This is a genomic window from Isoptericola cucumis (genome assembly GCF_014635665.1).
Classification (GTDB): Bacteria; Actinomycetota; Actinomycetes; order Actinomycetales; family Cellulomonadaceae; genus Isoptericola; species Isoptericola cucumis.
In genome coordinates this window covers 14,597-28,010 of the sequence record NZ_BMDG01000003.1, presented here as the reverse complement: position 1 = coordinate 28,010, position 13,414 = coordinate 14,597, and the positions used below count along the sequence as shown (strand labels likewise).

Sequence of the window (13,414 nt, the reverse complement as noted above, 5' to 3'; positions counted from 1 at the left end):
ACCGTCCCCCCACCGGGTGGTCGGCGGGGTCCGGTCAGCCCAGCACGGCGCCGCGCGACGCGGAGCCCACGAGCTTCGTGTACTTGGCGAGCACGCCGCGGGTGTAGCCGTGCGGCACGGGCGCCCAGTCCGCCGTCCGGCGCGCGGCGAGCTCGGCGTCGTCCACCAGGAGGTCGAGCGTCTTGCGCGCGACGTCGAGCCGGATGCGGTCGCCGTCGCGCACGAACGCGACCGGCCCGGCGTCCACGGCCTCGGGGGCGATGTGCCCCACGCACAGCCCCGTGGTCCCGCCGGAGAACCGCCCGTCGGTGATGAGCAGCACGTCCTTGCCCAGCCCGGCGCCCTTGATGGCGCCCGTGATGGCGAGCATCTCGCGCATGCCCGGCCCGCCCTTCGGCCCCTCGTACCGGATGACGACGACGTCGCCGGCGGTGATGGTGCCGTCCTCCAGCGCGTCGAGCGCGGCCCGCTCCCGCTCGAACACGCGGGCCTTGCCCTCGAAGACGTCGGAGTCGAACCCGGCGGACTTCACCACGGCGCCCTCCGGGGCGAGCGAGCCGTGCAGGATCGTGATGCCGCCGGTGGGGTGGATGGGCCGGTCGAGGGCGCGCAGGATCTTGCCGTCCGGGTCGGGCGGCGCGATGTCCGCGAGGTTCTGCGCGACGGTGCGGCCGGTGACCGTGAGCTGGTCGCCGTGCAGCAGCCCGGCGTCCAGCAGCGCCTTCATCACCACGGGCACGCCGCCGATCCGGTCGACGTCGTTCATGACGTACCGGCCGAACGGCTTGAGGTCGCCCAGGTGCGGCACCCGGTCGGCCACGCGGGAGAAGTCGTCGAGCGTGAGGTCGACCTCGGCCTCGTGCGCGATGGCGAGCAGGTGCAGCACCGCGTTCGTGGAGCCGCCGAACGCCATCACCACGGCGATGGCGTTCTCGAACGCCTCCTTGGTGAGAATCTGCCGGGCGGTGATGCCGCGGCGCAGCAGCTCGACCACGGCCTCGCCGGACGCCTGCGCGAACGTGTCGCGGCGCCGGTCCGCCGACGGCGGCGCGGCGGACCCGGGCAGTGACATGCCCAGCGCCTCGGCGGCCGACGCCATGGTGTTCGCCGTGTACATCCCGCCGCACGCGCCCTCGCCGGGGCAGATCGCCCGCTCGATCCGGTCCACGTCGTCGCGGCTCATGAGGCCGCGCGCGCACGCGCCCACCGCCTCGAACGCGTCGATGATCGTGACGTCCTTCTCGGTGCCGTCGGAGAGCTTCACCCAGCCCGGCATGATCGAGCCCGCGTACAGGAACACGCTCGCCAGGTCGAGGCGCGCGGCGGCCATGAGCATGCCCGGCAGCGACTTGTCGCAGCCCGCGAGCAGCACCGAGCCGTCGAGCCGCTCGGCCTGCATCACCGTCTCGACGGAGTCGGCGATGACGTCGCGGGACACCAGGGAGAAGTGCATCCCCTCGTGGCCCATCGAGATGCCGTCGGAGACGGAGATGGTGCCGAACTCCAGCGGGTACCCGCCGCCGGCGTGCACGCCGTTCTTCACCGCCTGCGCGAGCCGGTCGAGCGACAGGTTGCACGGCGTGATCTCGTTCCACGAGCTCGCGACGCCCACCTGCGGCTTGACCCAGTCGTCGTCACCCATGCCGACGGCGCGCAGCATCCCGCGCGCCGCCGTCGCCTCCAGCCCGTCGGTCACCTGGCGGGAGCGCGGCTTGAGGTCGGGCGGGGTGGAGGCGTCGGTGCTCATGAGCCGAGACTACGAACCCTCGCGGCGGCGGGCCCGCCGAAACGCGGGCGCGGCCCGTCCGTCGTCAGCGCCGCGTGATCAGCGAGACGTCGCGCACCGCGCCACGGTCGGCCGACGTCGCCATCGCGGCGTACGCCTGGAGGGCCGGGGACACGTAGCGGTCGCGACCCACCGGCTGCCACGGGTTCTCGCGCGCCTCCATCTTCGCGCGCCGCTCGGCGAGCACCTCGTCGGGCACGTTGACGCGGATCAGGCGGTCCTCGACGTCGATCTCGATCTCGTCGCCGTCCTCGACCAGGCCGATCGTGCCGCCCGCGGCCGCCTCGGGCGAGACGTGGCCCACCGAGATGCCGCTCGACCCGCCGGAGAACCGCCCGTCGGTGATGAGCGCGCAGACCTTGCCGAGCCCACGGCCCTTGATGAACGACGTCGGGTAGAGCATCTCCTGCATGCCCGGGCCGCCCGCCGGGCCCTCGTAGCGCACGACCACGACGTGCCCGGGCTCGACCTGCTTGGTGAGGATCTTCTCGACGGCCTCGTCCTGCGACTCGCACACGAGCGCCCGGCCGACGAAGTGGAAGACGTCGGGGTCGACGCCCGCCGTCTTGAAGACGGCGCCGTCGGTGGCCAGGTTGCCGCGCAGCACGGCCAGGCCGCCCTCGACCGTGTACGCGTGCTCGAGGTCGCGGATGCAGCCGTTCGCGGCGTCGGTGTCGAGGCTCTCCCACACGTTCGAGGTCGAGAACGCCTGCGTGGTGCGCACGCCGCCGGGAGCGGCGTGGAAGAGCTCGGTCGCGCGCTCCGTGGCCTTGCCGCCCCGGACGTCCCAGTCGTCGAGCCACCCGCGGAGCGTGGGCGAGTGCACGGAGGTGACGCCGTGGTCCAGCAGGCCGGCACGGTCCAGCTCTCCCAGCAGGGCGGGGATGCCGCCGGCGCGGTGCACGTCCTCCATGTGGAAGTTCGGGTGGTTCGGCGCGACCTTGCTCAGGCAGGGCACGTTGCGGCTGATGGCCTCGATGTCCGTGAGGTCGAAGTCAACCTCACCCTCCTGGGCCGCGGCGAGGATGTGCAGCACCGTGTTGGTCGACCCGCCCATCGCGACGTCGAGGGCCATCGCGTTCGAGAACGCCGCCTTGGTGGCGATGCTGCGGGGCGCGGCCGAGTCGTCCTCGTCGTCGTAGTAGCGCTTCGCCAGGTCGACGATCGTGCGACCGGCCTCCAGGAACAGCTCCTTGCGCGCGGAGTGGGTGGCCAGCGTCGAGCCGTTGCCCGGCAGCGAGAGGCCGAGCGCCTCGGTGAGGCAGTTCATCGAGTTCGCGGTGAACATGCCGGAGCACGAGCCGCAGGTGGGGCACGCGTTCTCCTCGACCGCCGCCAGCGCGTCGTCGGACACGTTGTCGTCGGCCGAGTAGTTGATCGCGTTGATGAGGTTGAGCGGCGTCTTCGCGACGCCGTCGGCCACGATCGCCTTGCCGGCCTCCATCGGCCCGCCGGACACGAAGATCACCGGGATGTTGAGCCGCAGCGCGGCGTTGAGCATGCCCGGCGTGATCTTGTCGCAGTTGGAGATGCACACCAGCGCGTCGGCGCAGTGCGCGTTGACCATGTACTCGACCGAGTCGGCGATGAGGTCGCGGCTGGGCAGCGAGTAGAGCATGCCCGCGTGGCCCATCGCGATGCCGTCGTCGACGGCGATCGTGTTGAACTCCTTGGCGACGCCGCCGGCCTCCTGGATCGCCGACGCCACGAGGTCGCCCATGTCCTTGAGGTGCACGTGGCCGGGGACGAACTGCGTGTACGAGTTCGCGATCGCGACGATCGGCTTGCCGAAGTCGCCCGAGCCCATGCCGGTCGCGCGCCAGAGGGCACGGGCACCGGCCATGTTGCGACCGTGGGTGGACGTCCGAGAGCGCAGGGGGCGGCTCATCTCAGCTCCTTCGACATGACCTTCGCGACAACGTTCGCGCCGCACCCTACGCCTGGCCCGTGCGGGCACGGACCGGGCGTCCGCCCAGCGGTCGCGGCCGGGGCCGAGACGATCCGGCGCGGTCACGATCCCGGCATTCGAGACGAAAGGTTGCACGTTCAACAGATTTCCGTTCGGATGTCGATGCCCGGGGCACGCCGTCGTGCCGAGCTCACCACCTTGACGCCAGCTCACGACCGACAGGAGCACCCGATGACCTCCGTGCCGACCGCAGCGACGACCACCTCCCCGAGCACCGCACCGTCCCCGGCCCCCGGCCCGGCCACCGACCACGTCGTCACGAGCGCCGCCGCCCGGCGCGCGCTCGCGACCGCCCGGCTGCTCCTGGCCTGCGTGTTCCTGTGGCCCGTGGCCGACAAGACCTTCGGCCTCGGGTACGCGACCCCGCCGGAGGCCGCGTGGGTCGCCGGCGCCTCGCCGACGGCGGGCTTCCTCGGCTCGCTCACCGGTCCCCCGGCCGGGCTGTTCGGCGCCCTGGCAGGGCCGGTCGTGGACTGGCTCTTCATGCTGGGGATGCTGGGCACCGGGCTCGCCCTGCTGCTCGGCATCGGCCTGCGGGTCGCGGCCGTGGCCGGCGGGCTGCTCATGCTCTCGCTCTGGGTGGCGTCGTGGCCGTTCGCCCCGGGCTCGGCCAACCCGGTCGTCGACCAGCACCTCGTGTACGTGGCGGTCCTCGCCGTGCTCGCCCTCACCCGCTCCGGCGACACGTGGGGCCTCGGGCGCGCCTGGGCCGGCTCCCGGGTGCCGGGCACCTCCACCGTCCTGCGCTGACCGGACGCCGCCCGGACGCCGCCCGGCGCCGGCCTCCCCGGGCCCGTGCCCGGGGAGGTCACTCGCCGGCGGTGCGGGTGCCCTCCAGCTCGTCGGCGTGCCGGATGTGCCGGGTGACCCACGGCGCGAGGAGGAGCAGGAGGCCGGCGAAGACGAGCGCCACGACGCCGATGCCGCCGAAGTACAGGGTGTCCGAGACGCCCTCGGTCGCCTCGATCGTCTGGGCGGTGATCGCCTGGCCCGCTGCGGACGACAGGAACCACAGCGCCATCGCCTGACCCCGGAAGGCGCGCGGCGCCAGCAGCGTCGTGGCCGCGATGCCGACCGGCGACAGGCACAGCTCGCCGAGCGTCTGGATGACGTAGACGCCCATCAGCACCCACGGCGGCGCGAGCTCGCCGGCGAAGACCTCCGACATGCCCGCGAGGAAGAGGAACGACAGCGCCGCGAGCGTCAGCCCCATGACGAACTTGTAGGCCGTCGGCGGCCGGTCCCCCGTCTTCGTCCAGATCCAGGCGAACACGGGCGCCAGGATGATGATCGACGCCGGGTTGACCGACTGGAAGAAGGCGGGCGACAGGTCGATGCCGAACAGCTGGAGCTGCGTGCGGTCGGCCGCGAACGCCGCCAGCGTCGTGGCCGCCTGCTCGAAGATCATCCAGAACAGCATCGCGGCGATGAACAGCGGCACGTAGGCGACGACGCGCGGCCGCTCGGCGGCGGTCACCCGCTTCGACCGGTACATCACGGTCAGCAGCACGATCGGCGTGACCAGCGCGAGGTAGGAGACCGCGTCGATGAACGTCTCGACGGCCCAGCCCCCGGCCACGACGACGGCGAGCAGGGACGCCGCCACGATCGCACCGACGACGTACAGGCCGAGCCGCACCACGGCCGGCCGGTCCTCCGGGGTGATGGGGTTGGGCACGTCGGTACCCGCCGCGCCGAGGTACCGATAGCCGCCCACGAAGAACACGAGGGCGAACGCCATGCCGATCGCGGCGACGAGGAACCCGGCGTGGTAGCCCCAGGCCTGCTCGACCACGCCCACGACCAGCGGGGAGAAGAACGACCCGAGGTTGATCCCCATGTAGAAGATCGAGAACGCCGGGTCGCGACGCTCGTCGTCGCGGGAGTACAGCTCGCCCACCATCGACGACACGTTCGGCTTCAGCAGGCCCGTCCCGAACGCGACCAGCCCGATACCCAGCATCGAGAACCCGTAGGCGGGCATCGTGAGCGAGACGTGCCCGGCGGCGATGATGATCCCGCCGTAGAGCACGGACCGCCGCGCACCGATCATCCTGTCGGCGAGCCAGCCCCCGACGACCGACAGCAGGTAGACCGACGTGCCGTAGATCGAGACGAACGCGGCGCCCGTGGTCGGGTCCATCCCGAGGCCGCCGTTGGCGACCGTGTCGGTCAGGTAGTACAGCAGGATGGCGCGCATCCCGTAGTAGCTGAAGCGTTCCCACAGCTCGGTGCCGGCGAGCGTCATCAGCCCGCGGGGGTGCCCGAAGAACGCCCGGTCGCCCTCGTGCTCGGGGTGCGGCGCCGGCGTCGCGGCCTGGTCGGTCATACGGGAAACTCTGACACCGCCTGCGGTCGACGGCGAGCGCTGGTCAGCGTCGGTCGAGGCGCACCTGGCGGTTGACGTCCTTGTAGAGCAGGTACCGGAACGGCTTCGGCCCGCCGGCGTAGCAGGCCTGCGGGCAGAAGGCGCGGAGCCACATGAAGTCGCCCTCCTGGACCTCGACCCAGTCCCCGTTGAGCCGGTAGACGGCCTTGCCCTCGAGCACGTAGAGGCCGTGCTCCATGATGTGCGTCTCGGCGAACGGGATGGAGCCGCCGGGGGCGAACGTCACGATGTTCACGTGCATGTCGTGCGCGAGGTCGCCCGGGTCGACGAACCGCGTGGTCGCCCACGCGCCGTCGGTGTCCGGCATCGGCGTCGGCTCGATGTCCTGCTCGCGGGTGACGAAGGTCTTGGCCTGGTGCCCCTCGATCGGCTCGTAGACCTTGCGGACCCACTGGAACGCGGCCTTGGCGTCCGAGCGGTTGTGCAGCGACCACCGGTCGCCCGCGGCGAGGTAGGCGTAGCCGCCCGGCTCGAGCACGTGCTCGGCGCCCTCGACGGTCAGCGTGAGCGTGCCCTCGGTGACGAACACGACCGACTGCACGGTCTCCTCGATCTCGCCCCGGTCGGCGCCGCCGCCCGGGGAGACCTCGACCACGTACTGCGCGAAGGTGGTGGCGAACCCCTCGATCGGCCGCGCGAGCACCCACAGGCGGGTCTTCTCCCAGCCCGGCAGGTTCGAGGTGACGATGTCGCGCAGCACCCCGCGCGGGATGACCGTGTACGCCTCCGTGACGATCGCGCGGTCGGTCAGCAGCTCCTCCTGACCGGGCAGCCCGCCCTGCGGGGTGTAGTAGCGCGTGGTCTGGGTCGGCTGGGTCACGTCACACTCCTCGTCGGGCGGGACATACTTCCGTGCTTCGGAATCTGTCTTCTGCGATATGAACTTAAGGCGGGTCGAGGGAGGTGTCAAGCAGCCCCGACGACGAACGCCGGCCGCACCGGCCGGGACACGACGGTCCCGGCGGCACGACCGGCGCTGATCGACGGAGCACCCGCCTCAGTCGGCGCCGACCCCGGCGCGGTACTCGTCCTCCAGGATGCTCATCACCACGGCGTCGGCCCAGCCGTCGCCGTCGCGGTACGCGTCGCGCAGGCGACCCTCCTCGCGGAACCCGAGGGAGTCGTAGAGGGCCCGAGCCCGCGGGTGGAGGCTGATCACGGACAGGGTCACCCGGTGCAGGCCGAGCCCGTCGGCGTCGAACGCGAAGCGCAGCACCTCGCCGATCGCCTCCCGCCCGTACCCGCGACCCCGGTAGTCGGGCATCATGCGCAGCCGCAGGTTGGCGGAGCGCACGTGCAGGTCGACCTGGTCGAGCGAGATCTCGCCGATCAGGTCGTCGCTCACGAGCTCGCCGTCCCGGACGGCGGCCGGCGTGATGGCCCAGTCGTACCGGCCCGGCAGGTCCGCCGCGGCCGCCGCCCACGCGTCCACGTCCGCGCGGCTGGACGACGCGTCCGTCCCCATGCCGCGCAGCCGCCCGCTGTCCGGGTCGCGCAGCGACATCCACAGCCGGTCGGCGTCCCGCGCCTCGATGGTGCGCAGGCGCACCATCTCGCCGTGCAGGACCGGCGTCCTCACCCGGCGATCCTCTCGAGCACGAGCTCGCGCACCCGCTTGGCGTCGGCCTGGCCGCGCGTCGCCTTCATGACGGCGCCGATGATCGCGCCGACCGGCCCCTGGTTCCCGCCCCGGACCTTCTCGACCACGTCGGGCTGCGCCGCCAGCGCCTCGTCGATCGCCACGAGGAGCGGACCGTCGTCCGAGACGATCTCGAGGCCGCGCGAGACCACGACCTGCTCCGGGTCGCCCTCGCCGGCGAGCACGCCGTCGAGCACCTGGCGCGCGATCTTGTCGTTGATCCGCCCGGCGTCGACGAGCTGCTGGAGCTCACCGATCTGCGCCGGCGTGATCGCGAGGTCCGCGAGCTCCGCCTCCTCCTGCTTGGCGCGGCGGGCCAGCTCGCCCATCCACCACTTGCGGGCCGCGGCCGCCGTCGCCCCCGCGGCGACGGTCGCCTCGATGAGGTCGAGCGCGCCCGCGTTGACGACGTCGCGCATCTCGGCGTCGGCGAAGCCCCACTCGTCGTGCAGGCGGCGGCGGCGCGCCTGCGGCAGCTCGGGCAGGGTCGCGCGGATCTCCTCCACCCACGCGCGCGACGGCGCGACGGGCACGAGGTCCGGCTCCGGGAAGTAGCGGTAGTCCTCGGCGTCCGACTTCACGCGGCCCGGCGACGTGCTGCCGTCCTCCTCGTGGAAGTGCCGCGTCTCCTGGACGACGGACCGGCCGGCGTCGAGGATCGCGGCCTGCCGCGAGACCTCGTACCGGACCGCGCGCTCGACGGAGCGGAACGAGTTGACGTTCTTGGTCTCCGTGCGCGTGCCCAGCGGGGCCTCGGGCGTCGCGCGCAGCGACAGGTTGACGTCCGCGCGGACGTTGCCGCGCTCCATGCGCGCCTCGGAGACGTCGAGCACGCGGAAGATGTCGCGCAGCGCCTGCACGTACGCGCGGGCCACCTCGGGCGCCCGCTCCCCCGCGCCCGTGATGGGCCGGGTGACGATCTCCACCAGCGGGACGCCGGCGCGGTTGTAGTCGACGAGCGAGTACTCCGCCCCGTGGATGCGCCCGGCGGAGCCGCCGACGTGGGTGTTCTTGCCGGCGTCCTCCTCCATGTGCGCGCGCTCGATCTCGACGCGGTGCACCGTTCCGTCCTCGAGCTCGACGTCGAGCCAGCCGTCGAAGGCGATCGGCTCGTCGTACTGCGACGTCTGGAAGTTCTTCGGCACGTCCGGGTAGAAGTAGTTCTTCCGGGCGAAGCGGCAGCTCTCCGCGATCTGGCAGTTGAGCGCCAGGCCGATGCGGATCGCGTACTCGACGGCGGTGCCGTTGACGACGGGCAGCGCGCCGGGCAGGCCCAGCGAGACCGGCGTGGTCTGCGTGTTCGGCTCCGCGCCGAACGACTGCTCCGCGGGGCAGAACATCTTGGTGCGGGTGCCGAGCTCGACGTGCACCTCGATGCCGATCACCGGGTCGTAGCGGCGCACCGCGTCGCCGTAGGCGACGAGAGCAGGGGTCGTGGTGGTCACAGTGGTGTTCTCCTGTTCTCGTGCTCAGCCGAGCGTGGGGGCGCGGTCCAGCAGCGGGCCGCCCCAGGTCGACTCGAGGGCGGCCTCGAGCGCGGCGCCCACCCGGTACAGGCGGTCGTCCGCCTTGGCCGGCGCGAGGATCTGGAACCCGGCGGGCAGGCCGTCGTCGGACAGGCCGCTGGGCACCGAGATGCCCGGCACGCCCGCCAGGTTGGCCGGGATGGTCGCGACGTCGTTGAGGTACATCGCCAGCGGGTCGTCGAGCTTCTCGCCCAGCTTGAACGCCGTGGTCGGAGCCGTGGGCGAGACCAGCACGTCGGCCTGGGCGAAGGCGTCGGCGAAGTCGCGCTGGATGAGCGTGCGCACCTTCTGGGCGCTGCCGTAGTAGGCGTCGTAGTAGCCGGCGCTCAGGGCATAGGTGCCGAGGATGATGCGGCGCTTGACCTCGTCGCCGAAGCCGGCGCCGCGCGTGGCCGCCATGACGCGCTCGGCCGTGACCGGGCCGTCCTCGGGCTCGACGCGCAGCCCGAAGCGCATGCCGTCGAACTTCGCCAGGTTGCTGGACGCCTCGGCCGGGAGGATCAGGTAGTACGCGGCGAGGGCGTACTCGAAGTGCGGGCACGAGACCTCGACGACCTCGGCGCCCGCCTTGGTGAGCAGCTCGAGGGACTCGTGGAACCGCGCCAGCACGCCGGGCTGGTAGCCCTCGCCCTGCAGCTGCGTCACGACACCCACACGCAGCCCGGACAGGTCGCCGAGCGCGCCCTGGCGCGCCGCCTCCACCAGCGGCGGCAGCGGCTCGGGGATCGACGTCGAGTCGCGCGGGTCGTGCCCGCCGATGAGCTCGTGCAGCAGCGCGGAGTCGAGCACCGTGCGCGTGACCGGGCCGGCCTGGTCCAGCGACGAGGCGAGCGCGATGAGGCCGTAGCGCGAGACGCCGCCGTAGGTCGGCTTGACGCCGACCGTGCCGGTGACGGCGCCGGGCTGGCGGATCGAGCCGCCGGTGTCCGTGCCGATCGCCAGCGGCGCCTCGAAGGCGGCGACGGCGGCCGCGGAGCCGCCCCCGGAGCCGCCCGGGATGCGCTCGAGGTCCCACGGGTTGTGCGAGTTGCCGTACGCGGAGTGCTCCGTGGAGGAGCCCATCGCGAACTCGTCCATGTTGGTCTTGCCGAGGATCGGCAGGCCCGCGGCGCGCAGGCGCTCGACGAGCGTCGCGTCGTACGGCGGGATCCAGCCCTCGAGGATCTTCGACCCGGCGGTCGACGGCATGCCCTTCGTGACGACGACGTCCTTGACGGCGATCGGCACGCCGGCGAGCGGGTGCAGCACCTCGCCGTTGGCGCGGCGGGCGTCGACGTCGGCGGCCGTGGCGAGCGCGTCGTCGGCGCTCACGTGCAGGAAGGCGTGCACGTCGCCGTCGACGGCGGCGATGCGGTCCAGGTGCGCGCGGGTGGCCTCGACGCTGGACGCCTCGCCCGAGGCGAGGGTCTCCGAGAGCTGGCAGGCGCTGAGTCGCGTCAGGTCGGTCATCTCACTCCTCCCCGAGGATCTGCGGCACGGCGAAGCGACCGTCCTGCGCGTCCGGCGCGGAGGCGAGCACGTCGGCGACCGGGAGCGCGGGGACGGGGACGTCCTCGCGGAACACGTTCGTCATGGGCAGCGGGTGGCTCGTCGCGGGCACGTCCGGGGTGGCGACCTCGCTCACGCGGGCGATCGACTCGACGATGACGTCGAGCTCGCCGGCGAGCCGGTCGACCTCCTCCGGTCGCAGGTCGATGCGGGCCAGGGCGGCGACGCGCGCGACCTCGTCTCGGGAGATGGTGGACATGGCCGCCAGTCTAGTGGTCCGCGCCCCTCGCAGGGCCCCGCCCGGGGGGACGACGAAGCGGCCGGCACCCGTCCCTGGGACGTGGTGCCGGCCGCTCCGCGGGCCGGGCGCGGCGCCCCCGTCGCGCTGCGCCCGCCCTGTCGATGGTCCTGCGGGAGCTCGGGCTCCGGGTCAGGCCATCCGCTCGTAGGCGGCGGTCGTGAGGAAGTCGACGTACTCGTCGGCCACAGCCACCTCCATGAAGGTGCTGCGCGCGACGTCGTAGTCGCCCGCGTCGCCCGGCAGCTTCGCGACCTCCTCGGCCACGATCCGGTCGACCAGCTCGCGGGTCACCGTCGCGCCGGTGTCGGCGAGCGTGACCTCGTTGTGCAGCCACTGCCACACCTGCGAGCGGGAGATCTCCGCGGTCGCGGCGTCCTCCATGAGCCCGAAGATCGCGACCGCGCCCAGGCCGCCCAGCCAGGCGTGCAGGTACTGGATCCCGACCGAGATGTTGTTGCGCAGCCCGGCCTCGGTGACGGTGCCCGGGGTCTTGTCGACCGCGAGCAGGTCCGCGGCGGTCACCTGCACGTCCTCACGGGTGCGCTCGATCTGGTTCGGCCGCTCGCCGAGCACCTCGGTGAAGACCTCCTTGCACGTGGCGACCATGCCCGGGTGCGCCACCCAGGACCCGTCGAACCCGTCGCCGGCCTCGCGCGCCTTGTCGGCGCGCACCTTGGCGTACGCGTTCGCGTTGGCCTCCTCGTCCTTGGACGGGATGAACGCCGCCATACCGCCGATCGCGTGCGCGCCGCGCTTGTGGCACGTCGCCACCAGCAGCTCCGTGTACGCGCGCATGAACGGCACCGTCATCGTGATCTGGTTGCGGTCCGGCAGCAGGAACTCGTGCCCGCGGGTGCGGAAGTTCTTCACCACGGAGAAGAGGTAGTCCCAGCGCCCGGCGTTGAGGCCGGACGAGTGCTCGCGCAGCTCGTAGAGGATCTCCTCCATCTCGAACGCCGCCGGGATCGTCTCGATGAGCACCGTGGCACGGATCGTGCCGCGCGGGATGCCGAGGGCGTCCTGCGCGATGACGAACGCGTCGTTCCACAGCCGCGCCTCCAGGTGCGACTCCATCTTGGGCAGGTAGAAGTACGGCCCGAGGCCCTTGGCGATCTGCCGCAGGCCCGCCGTCGCGACGTACAGCGCGAAGTCCACCAGCGACCCGGAGGTCTCCTGGCCGTCGACGAGCACGTGCTTCTCGTTCAGGTGCCACCCGCGCGGGCGCACGATGATCGTCGCGAGCTCGTCGTCCGGCTTCAGGGCGTACGACTTGCCCGCCTCGTTCGTGAAGTCGATCCGCCGCTCGATCGCGTCCAGCAGGTTCAGCTGGCCGCCCACCACCGCGTCCCAGCGCGGCGTGTTCGCGTCCTCCTGGTCCGCCAGCCACGCCTTGGCGCCCGAGTTCAGCGCGTTGACCGTCATCTTGCGGTCCGTCGGCCCGGTGATCTCCACCCGCCGGTCCACCAGCCCGGGTGCCGGCGGGGCGACCTTCCACGAGTCGTCCGCGCGCACGTGCGCCGTCTGGGGCAGGAAGTCGAGCGTGCCGCCGTTTGCCAGGTCGTCGCGGCGACGCTGCCGCGCCTCCAGCAGCTCCAGACGCCGGGCGCCCAGCTCACGGTGCAGGGTCACGATCAGGTCCAGCGCGGCCGGGGTCAGGACCTCACGATCACGCTCACCGATCTCGCCGGTGATGGTCAGCCCGTCGGGGAGCTCCACGACAGTGCCTCCTTGCTTCGTTGCTCAGTGGAATGGAAATTACGCCTGATGGAAATCACGGCCACCATAGCGCGTCCGGCGTCGCTCAGGCACCCAGCGCCGCGCGCAGCGCCGCCACGTGCCCGGTGGCCTCGACGTCGTACTCCGCGGACCGCAGGGTGCCGTCCCGCTCGACGACGAACGTGCACCGGTGCACGCCGTCGAAGGTCCGGCCGTCGAACGTCTTCGGCCCCCACGCGCCGTACACGTCGGCCACCGCGTGGTCGGCGTCGGACAGCAGCGGGAACGTCAGGTGCTCGGCCTCCGCGAACGCGCGGATCGCCTCCACCGGGTCGGCCGAGACGCCGACGACGGCGTAGCCGGCCCCGGCGAGCGACGCGAGGTTGTCGCGGAAGTCGCAGGCCTCCGTGGTGCACCCCGGCGTCCCGGCCCTCGGGTAGAAGTACACGACGACGCCCTTGTCGGCCGCGGCACGTACCGCGGCGAGGGAGACGGCCGCGCCGCCGGTGTCGGGCAGGGTGAAGTCGGGGGCGGTGTCGCCGGTCTGCAGTCGCGTCATGTCGTCGTTCTTCCTCGTGCGTTCTTCCTCGTGCGTTCTCG

General features: G+C 72.4%; 11 protein-coding genes. 1 reads left to right on the top strand and 10 read right to left on the bottom strand.

Features of this window, described 5'->3' with window-relative positions:
* Nucleotides 1–34 precede the first annotated feature (34 nt).
* Nucleotides 35–1,747 carry a dihydroxy-acid dehydratase gene (gene ilvD / locus IEW03_RS04355; RefSeq protein WP_188522451.1) on the bottom strand — a complete coding sequence of 571 codons (1,713 nt, stop codon included), beginning with the start codon at nt 1,745–1,747 and terminating at the stop codon, nt 35–37.
* 64 nt (nt 1,748–1,811) lie between these two features.
* Nucleotides 1,812–3,674 carry a dihydroxy-acid dehydratase gene (ilvD, locus tag IEW03_RS04350; RefSeq protein WP_188522450.1) on the bottom strand — a complete coding sequence of 621 codons (1,863 nt, stop codon included), beginning with the start codon at nt 3,672–3,674 and terminating at the stop codon, nt 1,812–1,814.
* Nucleotides 3,675–3,926: 252 nt separating this feature from the next.
* Here ilvD (IEW03_RS04350) and IEW03_RS04345 point away from each other — a divergent pair, with 252 nt between their 5' ends.
* Nucleotides 3,927–4,505, top strand: a complete 579-nt coding sequence (locus IEW03_RS04345; protein ID WP_188522449.1) for a DoxX family protein — start codon at nt 3,927–3,929, stop codon at nt 4,503–4,505.
* A 58-nt stretch (nt 4,506–4,563) separates the two neighbouring features.
* Here the strand turns inward: IEW03_RS04345 and IEW03_RS04340 are convergent, their stop codons facing one another.
* The 8 genes from IEW03_RS04340 to bcp all read right to left on the bottom strand — a co-directional run bounded on the left by IEW03_RS04340 (nt 4,564) and on the right by bcp (nt 13,373).
* On the bottom strand, nt 4,564–6,084 hold the full coding sequence (locus IEW03_RS04340; protein ID WP_188522448.1) for a peptide MFS transporter: 1,521 nt from the start codon (nt 6,082–6,084) through the stop codon (nt 4,564–4,566).
* 43 nt (nt 6,085–6,127) lie between these two features.
* Entirely contained in the window at nt 6,128–6,964 is an 837-nt protein-coding gene (locus IEW03_RS04335) for a bifunctional allantoicase/(S)-ureidoglycine aminohydrolase (protein ID WP_188522447.1), read from the bottom strand.
* A gap of 177 nt (nt 6,965–7,141) precedes the next feature.
* Nucleotides 7,142–7,723, bottom strand: coding sequence for a GNAT family N-acetyltransferase (locus IEW03_RS04330; protein WP_188522446.1), 582 nt, complete (start codon nt 7,721–7,723; stop codon nt 7,142–7,144).
* Nucleotides 7,720–9,228, bottom strand: a complete 1,509-nt coding sequence (gene gatB / locus IEW03_RS04325) for an Asp-tRNA(Asn)/Glu-tRNA(Gln) amidotransferase subunit GatB (RefSeq protein ID WP_188522445.1) — start codon at nt 9,226–9,228, stop codon at nt 7,720–7,722. Before gatB ends, IEW03_RS04330 begins: the two co-directional genes overlap by 4 nt.
* 24 nt (nt 9,229–9,252) lie before the next feature.
* Entirely contained in the window at nt 9,253–10,758 is a 1,506-nt protein-coding gene (gene gatA / locus IEW03_RS04320; RefSeq protein ID WP_188522444.1) for an Asp-tRNA(Asn)/Glu-tRNA(Gln) amidotransferase subunit GatA, read from the bottom strand.
* Nucleotide 10,759: 1 nt separating this feature from the next.
* Entirely contained in the window at nt 10,760–11,056 is a 297-nt protein-coding gene (gatC, locus tag IEW03_RS04315) for an Asp-tRNA(Asn)/Glu-tRNA(Gln) amidotransferase subunit GatC (protein WP_188522443.1), read from the bottom strand.
* 171 nt (nt 11,057–11,227) lie between these two features.
* Nucleotides 11,228–12,814: a malate synthase A gene (gene aceB, locus IEW03_RS04310; RefSeq protein WP_188522442.1), complete on the bottom strand. Its 1,587-nt coding sequence runs from the start codon at nt 12,812–12,814 to the stop codon at nt 11,228–11,230.
* A gap of 85 nt (nt 12,815–12,899) precedes the next feature.
* On the bottom strand, nt 12,900–13,373 hold the full coding sequence (gene bcp / locus IEW03_RS04305) for a thioredoxin-dependent thiol peroxidase (protein ID WP_188522441.1): 474 nt from the start codon (nt 13,371–13,373) through the stop codon (nt 12,900–12,902).
* Nucleotides 13,374–13,414: the final 41 nt, after the last annotated feature.

Excerpts from the sequence above, each read along its gene's own strand:
- ilvD (WP_188522451.1), bottom strand. The coding sequence starts at position 1,747 with ATGAGCACCGACGCCTCCACCCCGCCCGACCTCAAGCCGCGCTCCCGC.
- gatA (WP_188522444.1), bottom strand. The coding sequence starts at position 10,758 with ATGACCGACCTGACGCGACTCAGCGCCTGCCAGCTCTCGGAGACCCTC.
- IEW03_RS04340 (WP_188522448.1), bottom strand. The coding sequence starts at position 6,084 with ATGACCGACCAGGCCGCGACGCCGGCGCCGCACCCCGAGCACGAGGGC.
- IEW03_RS04345 (WP_188522449.1), top strand. The coding sequence starts at position 3,927 with ATGACCTCCGTGCCGACCGCAGCGACGACCACCTCCCCGAGCACCGCA.
- gatC (WP_188522443.1), bottom strand. The coding sequence starts at position 11,056 with ATGTCCACCATCTCCCGAGACGAGGTCGCGCGCGTCGCCGCCCTGGCC.
- ilvD (WP_188522450.1), bottom strand. The coding sequence starts at position 3,674 with ATGAGCCGCCCCCTGCGCTCTCGGACGTCCACCCACGGTCGCAACATG.
- bcp (WP_188522441.1), bottom strand. The coding sequence starts at position 13,373 with ATGACGCGACTGCAGACCGGCGACACCGCCCCCGACTTCACCCTGCCC.